Here is a 17721-nt window from a genome sequence, read left to right on the forward strand (position 1 = left end):
CGAGGAAGACCAGCGATGACACCGACAGCCTCAGCGGTTCCGATTCTTGAGCTGCGCGGCATCACGAAGTCCTACGGATCGGTCATGGCCTGCGACGCCGTGGACCTCAGGGTCGACGCCGGCGAGATCCATGGACTCCTGGGCGAGAACGGGGCGGGCAAGTCCAGCCTCATGAAGGTCCTGCTCGGGCTGGTCCGGCGCGACGCCGGCAGCGTCCTGGTGCGCGGCGAGACGGTCGCGCTGGACAGCCCGCAGGAAGCGGCCGAACTCGGCATCGGCATGGTGCACCAGCATTTCAGCCTCATCAACGGGCTGACCGTCTGGGAGAACGTGGCGCTGGGCGACACCGGCAAGGTGAACAAGCAGGCCATCCACGCCGACATCGCCGAGGTCTGCGCGCGGTACGGGCTGCCGATCGACCCCGAGGCGCGTGTCGACACGCTCTCGGCGGGCGAGCGGCAGCGGGTCGAGGTGGTCAAGTGCCTGCGGCGCAACCCGCAGATCCTGATCCTGGACGAGCCCACCTCGGTACTGACCCAGGCCGAGTCGCAGGAGCTGTTCGCGATGCTCGGCCGGGTGGTGCGGGAGGAGGGGCGCGCGGTCATCCTCATCAGCCACAAGCTCGCCGAGATCGCCCAGGCCACGCACCGGGTGACCGTCCTGCGCAAGGGAGGCGTCGCCTTCCGGGCGGTCACCGCCGACACCACTCCCCAACTGCTCGCCCGGCAGATGGTGGGCCGTGAGGTGTCGCTCGGCGAGGAGGCCGCCGCCCTCGGACTGGTGCCGCAGCAGCACGCGGACACCGACGACGCCGAGGCCACCGACCCCGGGCAGCCCGCCCTGCGCCTCGCCGGACTCACCGTCGAGCAAGGTGGGGTCAGACTGCTCGACGGCATCGATCTGACCGTGGGCGCCGGTGAGATCGTCGCCCTCTACGGCGTCGAGGGCAATGGCCAGGCGACGCTCGGCGATGTCCTCGCCGGGCTCGTCGCGCCGGCCGCCGGCACCGTCGAGATCACCGGGAACAGGGTCGACGTGTCCCGGCCCGGCGCGCTGTCGAAGGCCGGACTCGGCATCGTCCCGGAGGACCGGCACCAGAGCGGCGTCGTCCTCGACATGAGCGTCGCCGAGAACCTGACGATGAAGTCGCTGGACAAGGTCAGCGGCCGGTTCCTGCTGCGGCGGCGGGCGATGCTCGCCGAGGCCCGTCGCCTCGCGGACGAGTTCAACATCATCACCCCGTCGCTGGACGCGCCCGTGCGCAGCCTCTCCGGCGGCAACCAGCAGCGGGTCGTACTCGCCAGGGAACTCTCCGGCGACACCAGCGTCCTGGTGGCCGCGCAGCCGACCCACGGGCTGGACGTCGGTGCCATCGAGGACATGTACGCCCGACTGCGCAAGGCATCCGCCGAAGGCGTCGGAGTGCTGCTCATCTCCACCGAATTCGAGGAAGTCATGGCCCTTGCCACCCGGATCGCGGTGATCTCCGCCGGGCGGATCACCGGAGCGCTCACCATCGCCGAGGCGACGCCCGAACGGCTCGGCATGCTGGTCGGCGGTGAGGCCGCATGAGGCCCGCCGCCCTGACGGAGCCGGACGACCTCGCCCGGCGCTTCCTCGCCCGGCTCCGACCCGGGCGCGACGGCTGGATCACGGCGGGCCTCACCGTCGCGCTCGTCGCCGTCGCCCTGGGCGCGTCCGCGCTGCTGCTCACGCTGACCGGCGCCTCGCCGAGTGCCTCGGTGAGCGCGATATGGACCGGGAGTCTGGCCAACACCGCCGGCTGGACGACGACGCTGCTCAACGCGGCGCCGCTGCTGCTGGTCGCGCTCGGCGCGTGTGTCTGCGCGACCGCCGGCACGTTCAACATCGGCCAGGAGGGCCAGGTACTCATCGGTGGCCTGGTCGGCGCCTGGGTCGGGCTCCGGCTGGCGCTGCCTGGCCCGACGCTGGTGGTCGTGGTGATGATCGCCGCGGCGATCGGTGGTGGCGTGTGGGCCGCGCTCAGCGCGCTCATGCATCGCTTCCGCGGTGTCAACGTCGTGGTGAGCACCCTCCTGATGTCGTTCCTCGCCCTGCAGTTGGTCACGTTCGCGGTGAGCACCCCGTGGATGCTCCAGGAGAGCGCGCAGGGATCGTCGGGCATCGCCGACGTGCAGTCCAACCCCCTGCCGGCCAACGCCCTGCTCGCCCACTTCGGGGAGTACCCGTCCCTGCAGCTGAACGCGGGTCTGTTCATCGCGCTCGTCGCCGCGGTCGGCGTCGTCATCGCCCTGAGGCGCAGCCGGTGGGGATTCAAGGTGCGCATGGTCGGGCTGAATCCGCAGACGGCCAAGCACGCCGGTGTCCGGGTGGCCGCGCTCGGCGGCTTCACCCTGGCGTTGTCGGGCGCCTTCGCGGGACTGGCGGGAGGGCTGCTGCTTGCCAGCCCGGTCAGCACCAACCGGCTCCAGTCCGGGCTCTCGGACAACGTCGGCTGGGACGGTCTGCTCGTCGCGCTCGTCGCGCGCAACCGTCCCCTGATCGCGATCCCGGTGGCGTTCGTGTTCGCCGTGCTGCGAGCGGGCGGCGACTTCCTGTCGGCCACCGGTGTGCCGTCCTACCTGGTCGACATCGTCAAGGCGCTGCTGGTCCTCGCGTTCGTCGTGCCGCCCGTCCTCATCGACCTCTTCCGCAGGCGCCGCGGTGTCCATCCGCCGGCATCGCCCACCGTGCCTGTTGTCCCGACCAAGATGGAGGCGGCGGCGTGAGCGTTCTGGACAGTACCGAGACGATTCTCGCGAGCGGTGTCCGGCTGACGGTGCCGCTGGCGTTCGCCGCCTGCGGTGAGTACCTGGCCGAGCGCGCCGGCGCGATGAACATCTCCGTCGAGGCGATGATGCTCGGCGCCGCGTTCACCTCGGTCGCCACCGCCGCCGCGACGGGCAGCGCCACCGTCGGCCTCGCGGCCGGCGTCGTGACCGGCCTATTTCTCGGCTTCGTGCACGGCAATCTCTCCCACCGGGCGTACATCAACACCTTCGTCGTCGGCCTCGCGCTCAACGCGCTCGTGCTGGGGCTGACGAGTTACCTGATCACGACGCAGCAGTTCGCCTCGCACCAGGTGGGGGTGCTGTCGATCCCGCTGCTGCGCGACATCCCGCTCATCGGCGAGCCGTTCTTCTCGGGGCGCTGGCCGGTCTATCTGCTGATCCTGCTGGTGCCGCTCACCTGGTGGCTGGTGGAGCGCAGCCGCTGGGGCCTGGAACTGCGGGCGGTCGGCGAGAACCCGCAGGCCGCCGATGTCACGGGTATCAAGGTGAACCTGCGGCGCCGGCAGGCCCTGCTGTGGTGCGGTGCGCTGGCCGGACTCGGTGGCGCCTATCTCGCGGTCGGCGAGGTCGGCTCGTTCAACCAGAACATGACCGCCGGGCGCGGATACATCGTCATCGCCGCGGTGATCTTCGGGGCGTGGCGGCTCGGCAGGACCCTGCTCGGCTGTCTGGTGTTCGGCCTGTCCGACGCGATGCGCCTGGCACTGCCCGCGCTCGGTGTCACGCTCAACGCCCAACTGCTCGTCGCGGCCCCGTACTTGCTGGCGCTGCTCGCCATGGTGCTGTTCACCGCCAAACAACGGGAGCCGGCGGCACTCGGCCGGCCCTTCGAACGGGGCTCGACCTGATCCGGTCCGGACACCCGTAAACCCGTACGCCTGTAAACCCGTAAACCCCCAGGTCCTGCCGTCCGACGGCAGGACCTGGGGGCGTCCCCCCGGCCCCCCTCGGGCCCCGGAACACCTACGTCAGCGGCGTCGCAGCGCCGCTGTCTCCAGTGCCGGTGGTGTGTGGCCGACGTCGCGCGGGTTGAGCACGCTCCCCGGTGCGACCAGTGCGTCGATACGGTCCAGGGCCTCGGTCGACAGCGGCCGGTCCACCGCGCTGAGCTGCGAGACGAGCTGGTCGTGGGTGCGCGGACCCATCAGCGCCGAGGTGACGCCCGGGTGGGCGAGCACGAACCGCAGGGCCAACTCGACCAGCGTGCAGCCCTCGTCGGCGGCGAGGCTCACCAACTCCTCGACGACCGCCAGCTTGCGCTCACGTATCCGCTCGTCGGCGTAGTCGAAGTGGTCGCCGTTGGCCCGCGCGCGCGAGTCCCCCGCCGGTTCGGCACCGACCCGGTACTTGCCGGTCAGCCAGCCGCCGTTGAGCGGGCTCCAGACCATGACGCCCATCCGGTGCCGCTGCGCGGTGGGCAGGGCGGCGGCCTCCGCGTGCCGGGCCAGGATCGAGTACGAGAGCTGTTCCACGGTGAACCGTTCGCGGCCCTCGCGTCGCGCCGCCCACTGCGCCTCCACGATCTCCTCGGCCGGGAAGCTGGAGGTGCCGATCGCGCGTATCTTGCCCGCCCGCACCAGGTCGCTGAGCGCGCCGAGGGTCTCCTCGATGTCGGTTCGGGGATCGGGGCGGTGGACGAGGTACACGTCGAGGTGGTCCGTCCTGAGCCGGCGCAGGCTGTCCTCCACGGCCCGCGTGATCCAGAGCCGGGAGTTGCCGCGCCGGTTGCGGTCGAGCGGGCCTCCCGGCATCTCGTTGTGGAACTTCGACACCAGGACGACGTCGTCGCGCCGTCCCTTCAGCGCCCGGCCGAGTATCTCCTCCGACTCGCCGAAGGCGTACACATCGGCGGTGTCCACGAAGTTGACGCCGGCGTCCAGTGCCGTCGCCACCATGCGGTGGCACTCGGCCTCGTCGGTGTTGCCCCAGGCCCCGAACATCATCGACCCGAGGCAGAGCTGACTCACCTCGATGCCGGTCCCGCCCAGAGTTCTGTACTGCATGTTCGCCCCCGCCTTTCGCGCCGACGCCTGTGACTGTCACTGTCACTGCACTGTCCCTGCCACTGTCACGCGCAGGCTCCCACGGCGGGAGTCCCGGAGCCGATGTCGCGCGGGGTCAGCGTTCCCGGCGTGCGTGTTGTGTCCGCAGCACATCGACCCGCGGGTGCGCGCGCGCCTAGGCTCGGCGGGAAAGCCGCAGCAGACATGCGGCAGACATGCCGCACCACACCTGCCGCACCACACATGAGGAGGTCCCGTGACCACCGGTCTCACCACGGCCCGCTGGACTCACGTCGCGCTGCCCACCGGCGATCTCGACAAGGCGATCGCGTTCTACACCTCGCTGACTCCCCTGGTCGTGGTCGAGCGGTTCCGGGACGCCGACGGCGAGAGCGTCTGGCTCTCCAACGACAAGCAGGCCGAGACGCCGTTCGTGCTCGTCCTGGTGTCGTTCAACAAGGACAAGGGCGGCAAGTTGGGCCTGCTGCACCCGTTCGCGCACATCGGCATCGAGGTGCCGACCCGCGAGGACGTGAACGCGCTGGCGGACCGGGCACGCGAACTGGGCTGCCTGCACTGGGAACCCATGCAGATGCCCGATCCCGTCGGCTACATCTGCGCGCTCAAGGACCCCGACGGCAATGTCGTGGAGATCTCCCACGACCAGCGGGTGTTCGACACGGTCCGCCAGAAGTGGGGCTCAAGCTGAAGGACACCCAGGACAACACCCGCGCCGCGGTCGAGACGTACCTCGCGGCCTTGAACGCCCACGACGCCGACGCCGTGGCCGCCTGCGTCGCCGAGGACTTCGTCAACGAACACACGTCGTCCATGGGACACGACCGCCGGGGCCGCGCCGAGTACCGCGCGGCGCTCACCGGGTTCCTGGCCGACTTCGGTGACCTGCGCTACGCGCCCGAACGCATCCTTGTCGACGGCGGATCGGCCGCGGTGCCGTATGTCATGACCTTCCGGATGCGTTCGGCGGGCGACCGCCCGGTGCGGATTCGCGGCGTCTTCGTGTTCACCGTCGCCGGCGGTCTCATCACGCGCCGCACGGACTACTGGGACAGCGGCGAGGTGCGGCGCCAGCTCGCGTGACACCCCGGCCGACCGCCGGGACCCACGTCCTGTCCGACGGCCGGGGCCCAGCCCTTCAACAGTCCTTCAACAGCCGGAAATCGGCTCCTCAGATGCCCTTTTGACACCCCGTGCGCCTGGTGCGCGTACGGGGTGTCGGTGCGTCGTCAGTCCTGTGTGCGTATCGCTTGACATGATGCCGTCTCACAATAAAAGATGCGGGCTATGCGAGTAGTGACGACGAAGGCCGGCCTGGGCCGGATCGAGGACGGGGCTGTCGCCCTGTTGGACACTGCTTTTCCGCACCTCGGCGCGGTCCTGGAACAGGAGGGCTCGCTGCGGTGCCTGGCCTCCTGCGCGGTACGCCGCCGGGTCCCGCTGGACGAGGCCACGCTCCTGGCGCCGCTGGAACGACCCCGTGCCGTGTGGGGCGTCGGGCTCAACTACGTGTCGAAGGCGGCCCGTACCGGCCGGGGACTGCCCGAGCAGCCGATCCTGTACCTGGCCGCGTCGTCCGCGGTGCCCGCGCCCGGCGCGCGGGTGGTGATTCCGGACGCCGTGGCCGAACCCGACTACGAGGGCGAGATCGCGGTCGTCGTCGGGAGCCGGCTGTACCGGGCGACCGAGTCCGAGGTCTGGCCCGCGACGGCAGGCATCACCGCGGCCAACGACATGACGGCGCGTGATGTCATGCGCGCCACGGCCATCCCCGCCCTCGCCAAGAGCTACCCCGGGTTCACTCCGCTCGGCCCGTCGATCTGCACCCCCGACGATCTCGCCGACCGCGACGCGATCCGCGTACGGACCCGGGTCAACGGCGCACTCCACCAGGACGACACCAGCGCCGGAATGATCTTCCCGGTCACCGAACTGCTCAGCAGACTGTCGTGGTTCACCGCGCTCGAACCCGGCGACGTCGTCCTCACCGGAACCCCGGCCGGCACCGGCCAGGACCGTGCGTGCTTCCTCGCCGACGGCGACGAGATACGCGTCGAGGTGGACGGCGTACTCCCCCTGGTCACCCGCATCGCGCGTCCTGCGGGGACCCCACCGCGCGACCACCGGCTGACCGAACCCGTCAGCTGACCGTCCTCACCCTGGAGCCCACATCGATGTCCATATCCTCCGCGCCGTCCTACGACCTCGTGCTGGCCGGCGGCACTGTCATCGACCCCGCGTCGGGCACCAACGCCCGACTCGACGTGGCCGTCAACGGTGACCGCGTCGCCGCGATCGGGGAGGGTCTGGCGGCGAACGCGGCCCGCACGATCGACACCACGGGATCCACCGTGCTGCCGGGCCTGGTCGAGGGCCACACCCATATCTTCCAGTACGTCTCCGCCGTCGGCGCCCCGGCCGAGGAGGCCCATCTGCGGCGCGGCGTGGTCGCGGCGGCGGACGCCGGTACGGCCGGCGCCTCGACGTTCCCGGCGTTCCGCAAGCTGGTGGTCGAGGCGAACCCGCTGCGCATCGTCAACTTCCTGAACGTCTCGGTGCTCGGCCTGATCGACTTCAGGTTCGGCGAGCTGCTGAACCCCGACACGCTGGTCCCCGAGGACGCGCTCGCGACCGCCGAGGCCCACCCCGACGTGGTGCGCGGCTTCAAGATCCGGCTCTCCGAGGACGTCGTCGGCGAGAACTGGGAGTCGCTGCTGAAGAAGTCCGTGACGCTGGCCGAACAGGCCGGTCTCCCGCTGATGGTGCACATCGGCGAGACCGAGGAGCCGCTGCCCGTCGTCCTGGACCATCTGCGCCCCGGCGACATCGTGGCGCACTGCTACACGGGCAAGCCGCACGGCATCCTCGACGGCGACCGCGTACAGCCCGCCGTCACCGCGGCCCGTGAGCGTGGGGTGCTGTTCGACTCCGCCCACGGCAGGAGCAACCTCAGCTTCGAGGTGGCCCGCCGGGCCATCGCCGACGGGTTCCTGCCCGACATCCTCAGCTCGGACACCAGTGCGCGCAACTGGCGTGGCCCGGTGTTCGACCTGCTCACCAGCATCTCCAAGCTGGTCGCGCTCGGCGCGCCGCTCGAAGAGTGCGTCCGGCGGGCGACCGTCGCGCCGGCCCGACTGCTCGGACTCGACACCGAGGGCTACGGGCGCCTGGAGGTCGGCGGACGGGCCGACATCACGGTCGTCACCGAGACCGACGAGGTCGTCCTGCCCGACGCCGCCGGCAACACGATCGTCGCGCCGCGCCTGGAGCCGACCGTGGTGCTGCACGGCGGCGCCGAGATCGACATCGTGCCGTGGCGCGGTCTGAACCTGGCCTGACGCACCCGCACCTCCCGTGCCGCCCGACCATGTACGGAGGATCCGATGACCGCCGGTGACACGCACGGTGACACTCATCCGCTGCGGCGCCGACTGCGCGCGGCCCTGACGGCCGAAGGACCCGCCGTCGGTACGTTCGTCAAGCTCGCGTCGCCCGACGTGGTGGAACTGGCCGGGGCGGCCGGGTGCGCGTTCGTGGTCGTCGACCTCGAACACTCCACCCTCACCGAGCAGGACGCCGTCGGTCTGGTGCGGCACGCGGCCGTGTGCGGTCTGCCGGCCCTGGTTCGGGTGCCCGAGGTGGACGCCGCCGCCGTCAACCGGCTCCTTGAGGCCGGGGCGGCGGGGATCCAGCTCTCCATGCTCACCCGCGTCGCCCAGGCCGAGGCACTCGTGGCGGCCACCCGTTTCGCGCCGGCCGGGCGCCGTTCGGTGAGTCTGGCCAACCGGGCCGCCCGGTTCGGCGCGGTCCCGCTGGCCGGGCTGTTGGCCGCCGAACGGGCCGATCCCCCGGTACTGGTCGGGCAGATCGAGACGGCGCTGACGGATCCGCTGACGACCCTGGTCGCCGCTCTCGACGTGTGTTTCGTCGGCAGTACCGACCTCGCGGTCGACCTGGGCCTGCCGGCCGACCCGGCGGTGCTGCGCGCCGCGGTGGACCGGGTGGGCGATGCCGCCCGCCGCGCGGGGGTTGCGTTCGGCGGTTGGGCGCCGACCCGGGGCGCCGCGGCGGATCTCGGCCTGGGCGCGGCCGACTACCTGGTCGTCGGTTCGGACCTGCAGATGTTGGCGGCCGGCCTGCGCGCGGTCGCCGGAGAGGAGAACCAGTGAGCCCACGCAACGCGGCCCTGTTCAACACCGTCGTCAACTGGGACGAGTTGCCGGTGACCCAGGTGCGTCCGGGGGTCCGCCGTCGTGTCTACGCGACGGACGAGGTGATGATCTGCCACCACGAGCTGGAGGTCGGCATGACACTCAACCCGCACCGGCACGAGGACTTCGACCAGTTGGTCCATATCGCCGAGGGGCGGGCCAACTACTACGTGGAAGGGGTGGCGCACGACATGCGCGCGGGATCGTTCCTCCTGGTCCCCCGTGGCAGCGAGCACTACGTGGAGCCGACCGAGGGCCCCTGCGTGAACATCGACTTCTTCGTCCCGCCGCGGGCCGACCTGCTGCCCCGACCCTGACCGACATACGGCACCTGACCGACGTACGGCCCACCGCTTTCGCGGTGGGCCGTACGTCGTGGCAATCAGTTCAGTTGCCGTTGCGTGCGCCCTCGGAGGTGCCCAGCCGTTGCGACAACGCGCGGGCGGTCTCCAGCAGTTGCTGGGCCATGGGCGCCGTGACGTCGTCGGACACGGTCGCCGTCGTACCGACGATCGCGAGCGTTCCGCTGATCTTGTCGCCCTCGAAGATCGGCGCCGCGATGGTGCGGACCCCGTTGACGGTGGGGGAGTTGACCGACAGACCGTGCTCCCGGATCGCCTCCAACTCCTCGGTGAGTTCGGCCGACTTGCGGACCGCGCGCGGCAGCGTCGGTACCAGCTCCGGGGGCAGGAACGCGAGGAAGACGCGTCCCTGCGCGGAGGAGGTGAGATGCAGACGCGAGCCGACCCGGACGCTGATGCGCACCATGTGGTCGGTGTTGTCCACCGAGCGCACCACGGTCGCCGACTCGCCGTCCCAGACCGACAGGACGATCGTCTCGTCGATGCGCCTGACCAGATTCTCCATGTACGGCTCGGCGGCGGCGACGATCGGCAGACCGGCCCGCGCGGCGGCGGCGAGCGTGAGCACCTGGGGGCCGAGCGAGTACAGCGAGGTGCGCTCGTCATAGCGCAGCAGGTTCGCCGCCCGCAGCGCCTTCGTGTAGCGGTGAGCGGTCGCCTTGCTCGCTCCGAGACGCGCGGTGATCTCGTTGAGGCTCATATGCGGTTTGCCGACCGTGAACGAACCGAGGATCAGCGCCGCGCGCTCCACCGTCTGGATGGTCGGCGCGGTTTTGTCCGGGCCGACCTGCTCCCCGGTGCCGCGCTGCGCCTGCGTGGGCATGGATGTATCGCTCCCAACCGTATGTGGCCAGTCATAAGACATTAAATGAGACGCCGTATCGAATAGGGAAGTGGTATAGGGGAGTGTAGCGGCGGGTGCACGGATGGGAGGGGCCCTTGTGCCCACTGGTTCGCTGCGGAAACCTCACGTGTCCGAGGAGTGTCCGGGTGTGATCGAGCGTGCCGGGTCCAGCAGGGCGGCGATGTGGTTGACGGCGAGCGCCGCTTCGCCGAAGCCGATCGAGATGAGGCTGACCTTGCCGTTGTGGTCGGCGATGTCGCCGGCCGCGAACACCCGCTCCCGGCTGGTCCGCATGGTGCGGTCGACGAGGATGCGCCGGCGGCGCAGTTCCAGTCCCCAGCGCTCGATCGGACCGAGGTCGGCGATGAAGCCGAGCGCGGCCACGACGGCCTGCGCGGGCAGGCTGATCCGGTCGCCGTCGGCGCTCGCGACCACGACCTCCGACACCGACCCGTCGCCCGACACCAAACCGTCGCCCGACTCCGACCCGTCGCCGTGGATCTTCTCGACCTCGTAGGGGGTCAGGACCCGCACGGAGGAGGTGTGCACCTGCTCGACGGAACGTTCATGGGCCCGGAACCGCGCCCGCCGGTGCACCAGCGTCACCGACGAGGCGATCGGCTCCAGCGACAGCGCCCAGTCCAGCGCGGAGTCCCCGCCGCCGACCACCACGACCTGTTGTCCCGCCAGTTCGTTCAGCCGCGGTACGAAGTACCGCAGCCCCCGGCCCAGGTACTCCGAGCCCACCGGCAGCTCGCGGGGGATGAAGTTGCCGATCCCGCCGCAGACGAGCACCGCGCCCGCGGTGATCCGGGCGCCGCCGTCGGTGAGGGCGACGACGCCCTCGCCCGTGTCGTCAAGGCGGGTGACCCCGTGCCCGAGCAGATAGGTGGGGTTCCATCGCCCGGCCTGCTCGGCCAGCCGGTCCACCAGGTCCTGGCCCCGGACGGCGGGGAAACCGGCCACGTCGAAGATGAGCTTCTCGGGGTACAGCGCGGCGATCTGGCCGCCCACTTCGGGCAGCGCGTCGGCGACCGCGACGCTCAGGCCACGGAAGCCGGCGTAGTACGCGCCGTACAGCCCCGTCGGTCCGGCGCCGATGATGAGCAGATCGACGGAGACCTCGCGGCCGATGTCCGTGGTCGCGGGCCCGGTGCCCGTGGTCACGGGGCCGGTCACGCGCCGACCTCCGGGTGGTCGCGGCCGGCCCGGCCGACCTTGCGGGCCCCGCCGGGCGAGCCGAGCGGTTCGATTCCGAGGGTGAAGAACTCGGCGTTGATGCGCTCGAACGGCTTGCTCTCGGCCGGCAGGTCCTCGTGGTGGAAGATGGAGATCTGCGGGCAGACGGGTTCACAGCGCCCGCATTCGACACATTCGTCGGGCTGGATGTAGAGCATCCGGTCGCCCTCGTAAATACAGTCGGCCGGGCACTCTTCCATGCAGGACTTGTCCATGACGTCGACGCAAGCCTGAGTGATGACGTACGGCACGAGCTTGTTGCCCTTCACACGGTCGCACAGCATGCGAGACGGTGTATTTCAATGTGGAATTGGATGATGGCTGCGCGGGACCGGGGTGTCAACCGTGCGACGGATGCTTGACACCGTCGAGTTCACTGAGGGAGTCTAATGCGACATACGAGACGGCGTCTCACGAGACGCTGCTCGGGCGGGACTTGTGAGAGGCAAACTCCCTATGGGAAGCAATCCCCGGACCGTACCGGCACCGATGGTCGTAGAGGACTGGGACCAGCTCACCTTCCGGGTCAACCGGGAGGCGTACCGCAGCGCGGAGATCTTCGCCCGGGAGCGCGGCTGGGTGTGGATGCACACCTGGCTCTACCTCGGGCACGAGACCGAGATCCCCGAGCCCAACGACTTCAAGGTCCGCACCCTCGGCGGCCGGCCGCTGATCTTCTGCCGCGACAGCGCGGGCGAGGTGCACGCCTTCCTGAACTCCTGTCCGCACCGCGGCACCGTGCTGTGCCGCGAGAACGAGGGTTCGACCAAGCTTTTCCAGTGCTTCTACCACGCCTGGACGTTCCGCAACAGCGGTGAGGTCGCCGCGATCCCCGACGCCGGCGCGTACGAGTCGAGCGACGAGTTCCGGGAGTCGATGGCCCTGCGCGGTGTGCCGCGCCTGGAGACCCACGAGGGGTTCGTCTTCGTCTCCTTCGACCCCGACGTCCCGCCGCTGCTCGACTACCTCGGCGACGCGGCCGACTACATGACGATGATCCAGCAGCAGCACACCGGCGGGATGACCACCCTGCCCGGCACCCAGCTCTACAGCGTGCGGGGCAACTGGAAACTCGCCGTCGAGAACGCGATGGACGGATACCACTTCGCGCCGACGCACAACACGTTCGTGGGCTATCTGCGGGAGAGCGGCTACGCCGTCACCGACGACAACCAGTACGCCTACAACCTCGGCAACGGCCATGGGCTGCTGGTCCTGACCGGACACGGCGGACGGATCAGCATGATCTGGGAACCGCGCTTCGGCGAGGACGAACGCATCCGCACCGAAGCGCACCGGGCCGAGATGACGGAGCGCCTCGGCGAGCGGCGGGCGCACTACGTGGCCGACGAGAGCCACATCCTGTTCGTGTTCCCGAACCTGCTGCTGTTCGACATCGAGGGCCTGTCGATCCGGCAGCTGGAGCCGGTGGCGCCCGACCAGACCGATGTGCGCGCCTGGCAGTTGGTCCCGCGTGACGAGGACCCGGCCACCCGCGCGCTGCGCATGAAGACGGTCGTCAGCTTCGTCGGCCCCGGCGGACTCGCCACACCGGACGACATCGAGGCGTACGAGGCGGTCCAGCGCGGCATCCAGGCCACCGCCGGCAGCGCCGCGCCCGAACTGGACTACAGCGACATGTCGCGCGGCATGGCCGACGAGGTCAAGGGCGTGCAGGGCAGGTCGACCGACGAAGGCGCGATGCGGGGATTCTGGCGGCACTGGGTCGACGCCGTAGGGGTCGACAACGGCCTCGACGCCAGCGGCGAGCGCCCCGCGTCCTTCCTGACGGGGAGGGATGTGCGATGACCGCGATCGTCAACCGAGGTTCCGTGCGCTGCGCGGGACGCACCGTCACCCGGCCGGAGGTGGAGGACTTCCTCTACGCCGAGGCCGACATCCTCGATCACTGGGACTACGACGCCTGGCTCGCCCTCTTCGAGCCCGGCGCCCGCTACGAGATCCCGACCACCGACTACCGTCCCGGCTGGTCGCCGCACGAGACCGGATCGTTCGTGGACGACGACTGGGACCTGCTCCTCGCCCGCGTCAAGCGCCTGAAGTCCCGCAAGGCACACGCCGAGAACCCGCACTCACGCACCCACCGCCTGGTGTCGAACGTACGACTCTTCAAGAACACGGAGAACACGGAGAACACGGAGAACACAGAGGGCACGGGCGACGCGGTTGACTCGGGTGCCGCGGAGGATTCCTTCCGGGTGACGGCGTCCTTCGTGGTGCACCGCGCCCGTGACGGACACTTCGACGCCTATGTCGGTTGGTACGAGCATCTGCTGGTGCCGACCGAGGACGGATTCCGGTTCCGCCTGCGGCGCTCGGTACTCGGCCACGAGTCGCTCGCCGCGGGTGCCCGGCTCAGCTTCATCCTCTAGCCGGCGACGGAAGGTGACCCCATGATCCGGCACACCCTGTCCTTCCGTTTCGCCGACGGAACCGATCAGTCCACGCGGGAGTCCGTGCTGGCGGAGCTGCGCACCTTCCCGGACCGGTACCCGGCCATGCGCGGCTTCGTCCTCGGCGAGAACATCTCCACCCGCGACCGGACCTTCACCCACACGATGGCCGTCGACTTCGACGGGCAGGACGACCTGCTCGCCTATCTCGGCAGTGAGTCCCACGAGAACTTCGTGCGCACCCGCTGGCGGCCGGTCATCGCCCAGCAGGCCATCACCTCGTTCGAGTTCGCCGAGCGTGCGTCGCTCGCAGCAGGAAGGACACCGCCGGTGAGCACCCGTCCGCATGGCCCGTACGGCCTGGAGTACGCCCGGATCGAGGTCCCGGACATGCAGGCGACGATCGACTTCCTCGAATACCACGTAGGACTGCAACTGGAGCAGCGTACGGACGAGTACGCCTATCTGCGCGCCGACATCGAGCACCACGCGATCGAGCTGATCAACGCGCCCGAGCGCACCGACGGGTGGACGACCGCCGTGGGGTACAGCGTCGAGAGCGAGGACGTCCTCGAACAACTGCGTAAAAGTGTCGTGGGCGCCGGCCTCGAAGTCCTGGAACTTCAGGAGCGGCAGCAGGCGCTGTGCGACGAAGGCTTCGCGGTGAAGGACCCGAACGGCCTGGTCATCGAGTTGTTCACCGAGTTCCAGGAGTACGCCGAGCCGCCGCACATCGAGATCCGGCCGCTCGACCTGGTGCACCCCTTCATCGCCACCGCGAAGTTCGAGGAGACGCGGGACTTCTACGAGAACGTCCTGCGCTTCCTGCCTTCGGACCATGTCGTCGGCTCGACCACGTTCTACCGCTGCGAGGACCGCTACCACCACAGCCTCGCGATCCAGAAGAACACCGAGCACTATGTCGCGCACCTGTGCTTCGCGATGAAGAGCCTCGACCACGTCATGCGGATGCGTGCCCGCGCGCTGTACAAGGGCGCGCCGATCGCCTCCGACATCGTCAACCACTCGGCGTCGACGTCGATCGCGTTCTACATGCACGACACCCGCTTCGGCCCGCGGTACGAACTGTGCGACGCACACCGGGTGTTCACCCCCGAGGAGCACGAGACGCACCGGCCCCGCAGGATGCCGGCCGACCCGCGCAACATCGACGTGTGGCGTCCGGCCGCCGACGACTGGGGACGTTTTTGAGGCAGGAACTGCTCGACGTCCTGCACCTGCTCGACACGACCCCCGCACCCCGCGGGAGGGAACGGACGGCGGCCCACCGGTTGCGCGCCTGGTGCGCGGACCGGTGGCCGCGCGTCGAGTGGCAGGTACTGGAGTACGGCCCCGAGGGCGGCAGCCTGGTCGCCGCGCACGGGGACGGACCGCTGCTGTACTCCCACCTCGACACCTCGCTGGACGACGGCGGCACCGCGAATCGGCTCGTCACGGGCAGCTCGGCGCCGGTCGCTCCGCTCGGCGTGGACGGTGACGTGGTGGCCGGCTTCGGTCTCGGGGTGGCGCGCGGCCCGGCCGCCGCCGCGCTGGTCGCCTTCGCCGATGCGGGTGCCGGGCGGCTGCTGCTCGCCGGCTCCGGCACCCACCGCCGCTCCGGTCATGTCACAGGGCTGGAGTCCTACGCCGACGTGTATCCGCTGCCCCGGTCGGCGATCGTGGCCAAGTGCGGTCCGCCGACGCTGTTGTGGCACGAGCCGGGCGCGTTCTATCTGACCGTCCGGGTCACCGGCCGTTCCGGCGCCGCGATGGCGGCGGAGTCCGCCACACCGTCCGGCGGAGTCATCGCCTCGGCCGGCGTCGTCCTGGACGAGCTGGCCCGCTGGCGCGCGGCCTATCTGGCCGCCGACCCCCGGGTGGGGCAGACCGGCCGGGCGTGCGGCATCGGCGCGATCAGCGGCGGCTGGCCGGACAAGCCGGACCTGCTGCCCGCCCAACTGCGCGTCGATCTCTACGTCGTCGCCGGTGACCCGGTGGAACCGGTCGCGCTGGCCGCCGAGTTGGCCGACCTGCTGCGGGCGCGGTGCGCGGAGTCGGACCTGCGGGACTGCGCGGTCGATGTGACGGCCGAGCCGGTCGCGGCAGCCGCGGCGACGCCGGCCGACGCGCCGGTGGTGACGGCCGCCCGTGCGGCCTGGCTCGACGAGTTCGGTGCGCGTCCGCCGGCGATCACCGGCTGGACGGGATCGACCGATGGCGTCGTCCTGCGTGCCCGTGGCGTCGACACCGTACGCCTCGGCCCGCAGGCGAAGCCGGCCGCCGACGATCCCCGCCGCGACGCACTGTCATTGGCGCAGTTGACCGCCTATGCGCGCGTGTACCGGCGGCTGTTGACCGAGTTGCCGGCGTAGCCCACCCGGATTTCTTGCTCAGCCGGATTTCTTCCTCAGCACGGCATGAAACCGCCGCAGCCAGATGTCGCCTTGGCTGCGGCGGTCAGGAGTTCACCGAGCGTCATCGAGACGCGACGGCGTCACGCGCCCCAGTCGTCGTTGACCTTCGTGGCGTCGGCGATCTGGAACCGGCCGCCGGGCATCGGGGGTGTGGTGGGCGCACCCAGTTCGACGACGTGCTTGCCGAACTTGGGGACGAGCGGTCGGCCGACGTCCCGCTTGAGCCACAGCCGCAGCAGATGCCGGCGGCGCTCCGGCTCCGGGTGGTCGAGGTAGCTGGTGCGCGAGTGCAGTGCGGCGTAGTTGAGCAGCCACTGCACATCCCCCGGCTGGAAGTCCATGTCGATCGGCAGGCCGGGCTCCTGCGAGATCTCGTCGAAGAGGGCGATCGCCGCGGACTGGTCGGGCGTCAGGGGCGGAACGTCCGGGTACTCCTGGGCACTGAAGATCATCGAACTGCCGGCATAGGTGCTGAAGATGCCGTCGACGTAGCCGATGATCGGTGAGGTGTACGTCAGTGCCGGGGAGTCGGGGTCCTGGCGCCGCCAGTCCCAGTGGTAGGTGTCGAAGAGCCGCGGCGCGAGATCCGGGCGGCGGCGCAGCATCTCGTTGTAGATGGTGGTGCCGCTGACCAGGCTGGAGGCACCGCCCTCCTTGGCGCCGCGCAGGCACATGAGGGCGACGACGTCGGAGCTGTCCGAGTGGAACGGCAGCCGGTCCCGCACCCGGGAGGGCAGCGCGCCCTCGTCGGCCATCGTCTTGTTCGACGTGGCGATCACATGGTCGAGCAGGTCGCCCCGCTGGTTCTGCCCGATCGGCTGGCCGAGGTGCAGGCCCATCACGAAGAAGATGGCGGCGGCCATGGTGGCGCCGTACTCCTCGGTGCGCAGGCCACGGACCAGGATGAATCCCCGGCCCGCGTCCATCTGGCGGGCACACTCGTCGTTCAGGGCACGAGCGGCGTCGAACGGGTAGTCGGCGGCGGTGACGGTGCGCAGGTCCGGGTCGTCGGCGACGAAACGCCGTCCCAGCTCTTCCAGTTCGGCGCGCTCGGCGTCACTGAGGACGTAGATCCACTCGGTCGACTTCGACAGCTCGTCGCCGCGCCAGGCGGACGGCCCGGAGATCTGCTCATGGGGGACGGTGGTGGTCATGGTGATGCGCTCCTCGCGAATGTGGGTGGAAGGGCCCGTCGGCGACAACACGACGGGCGGCCATGGCTTCGGTGCGGCGGCGTGGCGTCGCGCGCGGCGACGCGGGCACTCAGAAGGGGGTCTGAGGTACGCCGACAGCCGTGCCGGGGCGCAGTCCTTCCCGGGGCGGGGAGTACCTGAGCGGTTCATCGTAGGTCCGACGGCCGGCGCACGACACGAGCAAGGCGCCGATCAGGGCGACTGGCCTCA

At 70.2% G+C, this 17721-nt stretch carries 18 protein-coding genes; 13 read left to right on the forward strand and 5 right to left on the reverse strand.

All coding sequences use genetic code 11. The features are described 5' to 3' along the window. Positions 1–15: 15 nt before the first annotated feature. Genes ACFVT5_RS27460 through ACFVT5_RS27470 form a run of 3 tightly spaced genes read left to right on the forward strand, consistent with a single transcriptional unit; the run spans position 16 to position 3661 of the window. Positions 16–1572, forward strand: coding sequence for an ABC transporter ATP-binding protein (locus tag ACFVT5_RS27460; protein WP_389893416.1), 1557 nt, complete (start codon positions 16–18; stop codon positions 1570–1572). After that, entirely contained in the window at positions 1569–2750 is a 1182-nt protein-coding gene (locus ACFVT5_RS27465; RefSeq protein WP_389893419.1) for an ABC transporter permease, read from the forward strand. Before ACFVT5_RS27460 ends, ACFVT5_RS27465 begins: the two co-directional genes overlap by 4 nt. Next, positions 2747–3661: an ABC transporter permease gene (locus ACFVT5_RS27470; RefSeq protein WP_389893421.1), complete on the forward strand. Its 915-nt coding sequence runs from the start codon at positions 2747–2749 to the stop codon at positions 3659–3661. The genes ACFVT5_RS27465 and ACFVT5_RS27470 overlap by 4 nt, the downstream gene beginning before the upstream one ends. A gap of 120 nt (positions 3662–3781) precedes the next feature. Here the strand turns inward: ACFVT5_RS27470 and ACFVT5_RS27475 are convergent, their stop codons facing one another. Beyond that, positions 3782–4816, reverse strand: coding sequence for an aldo/keto reductase (locus tag ACFVT5_RS27475; RefSeq protein ID WP_389893424.1), 1035 nt, complete (start codon positions 4814–4816; stop codon positions 3782–3784). Between the two features lie 256 nt (positions 4817–5072). On the opposite strand from ACFVT5_RS27475, the gene ACFVT5_RS27480 reads away from it, so the two are divergent. The 6 genes from ACFVT5_RS27480 to ACFVT5_RS27505 all read left to right on the forward strand — a co-directional run bounded on the left by ACFVT5_RS27480 (position 5073) and on the right by ACFVT5_RS27505 (position 9362). Further along, a complete protein-coding gene (locus ACFVT5_RS27480; RefSeq protein WP_389893426.1) occupies positions 5073–5525 on the forward strand; it encodes a VOC family protein in 453 nt (150 codons plus the stop codon). Continuing rightward, positions 5510–5917, forward strand: a complete 408-nt coding sequence (locus tag ACFVT5_RS27485; RefSeq protein WP_389893429.1) for a nuclear transport factor 2 family protein — start codon at positions 5510–5512, stop codon at positions 5915–5917. The genes ACFVT5_RS27480 and ACFVT5_RS27485 overlap by 16 nt, the downstream gene beginning before the upstream one ends. A gap of 204 nt (positions 5918–6121) precedes the next feature. Further along, complete coding sequence (locus ACFVT5_RS27490; RefSeq protein WP_389893432.1) at positions 6122–6982, forward strand: fumarylacetoacetate hydrolase family protein; 861 nt, start codon at positions 6122–6124, stop codon at positions 6980–6982. Positions 6983–7008: 26 nt separating this feature from the next. Next, positions 7009–8172 (forward strand): amidohydrolase family protein, encoded by a 1164-nt coding sequence (locus tag ACFVT5_RS27495; protein ID WP_389893434.1) that lies wholly within the window; start codon positions 7009–7011, stop codon positions 8170–8172. A gap of 45 nt (positions 8173–8217) precedes the next feature. Beyond that, the gene (locus tag ACFVT5_RS27500) at positions 8218–9003 is read left to right on the forward strand and encodes an HpcH/HpaI aldolase/citrate lyase family protein (protein ID WP_389893437.1); all 786 of its coding nucleotides are present in this window, start codon (positions 8218–8220) and stop codon (positions 9001–9003) included. Then, positions 9000–9362: a cupin domain-containing protein gene (locus tag ACFVT5_RS27505; protein ID WP_389893440.1), complete on the forward strand. Its 363-nt coding sequence runs from the start codon at positions 9000–9002 to the stop codon at positions 9360–9362. Before ACFVT5_RS27500 ends, ACFVT5_RS27505 begins: the two co-directional genes overlap by 4 nt. Before the next feature lie 70 nt (positions 9363–9432). Here ACFVT5_RS27505 and ACFVT5_RS27510 read toward each other — a convergent pair whose 3' ends face one another. The 3 genes from ACFVT5_RS27510 to fdxA all read right to left on the reverse strand — a co-directional run bounded on the left by ACFVT5_RS27510 (position 9433) and on the right by fdxA (position 11774). Beyond that, entirely contained in the window at positions 9433–10230 is a 798-nt protein-coding gene (locus ACFVT5_RS27510; RefSeq protein ID WP_389893443.1) for an IclR family transcriptional regulator, read from the reverse strand. Between the two features lie 144 nt (positions 10231–10374). Further along, the gene (locus ACFVT5_RS27515) at positions 10375–11430 is read right to left on the reverse strand and encodes an NAD(P)/FAD-dependent oxidoreductase (RefSeq protein WP_389893446.1); all 1056 of its coding nucleotides are present in this window, start codon (positions 11428–11430) and stop codon (positions 10375–10377) included. Further along, complete coding sequence (gene fdxA, locus ACFVT5_RS27520; protein ID WP_389893449.1) at positions 11427–11774, reverse strand: ferredoxin; 348 nt, start codon at positions 11772–11774, stop codon at positions 11427–11429. Before fdxA ends, ACFVT5_RS27515 begins: the two co-directional genes overlap by 4 nt. A gap of 172 nt (positions 11775–11946) precedes the next feature. On the opposite strand from fdxA, the gene ACFVT5_RS27525 reads away from it, so the two are divergent. Genes ACFVT5_RS27525 through ACFVT5_RS27540 form a run of 4 tightly spaced genes read left to right on the forward strand, consistent with a single transcriptional unit; the run spans position 11947 to position 16276 of the window. Further along, positions 11947–13299 carry an SRPBCC family protein gene (locus ACFVT5_RS27525; RefSeq protein ID WP_389893452.1) on the forward strand — a complete coding sequence of 451 codons (1353 nt, stop codon included), beginning with the start codon at positions 11947–11949 and terminating at the stop codon, positions 13297–13299. Continuing rightward, positions 13296–13883: an aromatic-ring-hydroxylating dioxygenase subunit beta gene (locus tag ACFVT5_RS27530; protein WP_389893455.1), complete on the forward strand. Its 588-nt coding sequence runs from the start codon at positions 13296–13298 to the stop codon at positions 13881–13883. Before ACFVT5_RS27525 ends, ACFVT5_RS27530 begins: the two co-directional genes overlap by 4 nt. Before the next feature lie 21 nt (positions 13884–13904). After that, the gene (locus ACFVT5_RS27535) at positions 13905–15116 is read left to right on the forward strand and encodes a Dabb family protein (RefSeq protein WP_389893458.1); all 1212 of its coding nucleotides are present in this window, start codon (positions 13905–13907) and stop codon (positions 15114–15116) included. Next, positions 15113–16276, forward strand: a complete 1164-nt coding sequence (locus ACFVT5_RS27540; protein WP_389893460.1) for a hypothetical protein — start codon at positions 15113–15115, stop codon at positions 16274–16276. Before ACFVT5_RS27535 ends, ACFVT5_RS27540 begins: the two co-directional genes overlap by 4 nt. A gap of 122 nt (positions 16277–16398) precedes the next feature. Here ACFVT5_RS27540 and ACFVT5_RS27545 read toward each other — a convergent pair whose 3' ends face one another. Next, entirely contained in the window at positions 16399–17472 is a 1074-nt protein-coding gene (locus ACFVT5_RS27545; RefSeq protein ID WP_389893463.1) for a TauD/TfdA family dioxygenase, read from the reverse strand. Positions 17473–17721: the final 249 nt, after the last annotated feature.

It is taken from the genome of Streptomyces sp. NPDC058001 (assembly GCF_042886315.1).
Taxonomy (GTDB): Bacteria; Actinomycetota; Actinomycetes; order Streptomycetales; family Streptomycetaceae; genus Streptomyces.

Excerpts from the sequence above, each read along its gene's own strand:
- ACFVT5_RS27475 (WP_389893424.1), bottom strand. The coding sequence starts at position 4,816 with ATGCAGTACAGAACTCTGGGCGGGACCGGCATCGAGGTGAGTCAGCTC.
- ACFVT5_RS27490 (WP_389893432.1), top strand. The coding sequence starts at position 6,122 with ATGCGAGTAGTGACGACGAAGGCCGGCCTGGGCCGGATCGAGGACGGG.
- ACFVT5_RS27545 (WP_389893463.1), bottom strand. The coding sequence starts at position 17,472 with ATGACCACCACCGTCCCCCATGAGCAGATCTCCGGGCCGTCCGCCTGG.
- ACFVT5_RS27495 (WP_389893434.1), top strand. The coding sequence starts at position 7,009 with ATGTCCATATCCTCCGCGCCGTCCTACGACCTCGTGCTGGCCGGCGGC.
- ACFVT5_RS27535 (WP_389893458.1), top strand. The coding sequence starts at position 13,905 with ATGATCCGGCACACCCTGTCCTTCCGTTTCGCCGACGGAACCGATCAG.
- ACFVT5_RS27525 (WP_389893452.1), top strand. The coding sequence starts at position 11,947 with ATGGGAAGCAATCCCCGGACCGTACCGGCACCGATGGTCGTAGAGGAC.
- ACFVT5_RS27500 (WP_389893437.1), top strand. The coding sequence starts at position 8,218 with ATGACCGCCGGTGACACGCACGGTGACACTCATCCGCTGCGGCGCCGA.
- fdxA (WP_389893449.1), bottom strand. The coding sequence starts at position 11,774 with ATGCTGTGCGACCGTGTGAAGGGCAACAAGCTCGTGCCGTACGTCATC.
- ACFVT5_RS27510 (WP_389893443.1), bottom strand. The coding sequence starts at position 10,230 with ATGCCCACGCAGGCGCAGCGCGGCACCGGGGAGCAGGTCGGCCCGGAC.
- ACFVT5_RS27460 (WP_389893416.1), top strand. The coding sequence starts at position 16 with ATGACACCGACAGCCTCAGCGGTTCCGATTCTTGAGCTGCGCGGCATC.
- ACFVT5_RS27465 (WP_389893419.1), top strand. The coding sequence starts at position 1,569 with ATGAGGCCCGCCGCCCTGACGGAGCCGGACGACCTCGCCCGGCGCTTC.
- ACFVT5_RS27530 (WP_389893455.1), top strand. The coding sequence starts at position 13,296 with ATGACCGCGATCGTCAACCGAGGTTCCGTGCGCTGCGCGGGACGCACC.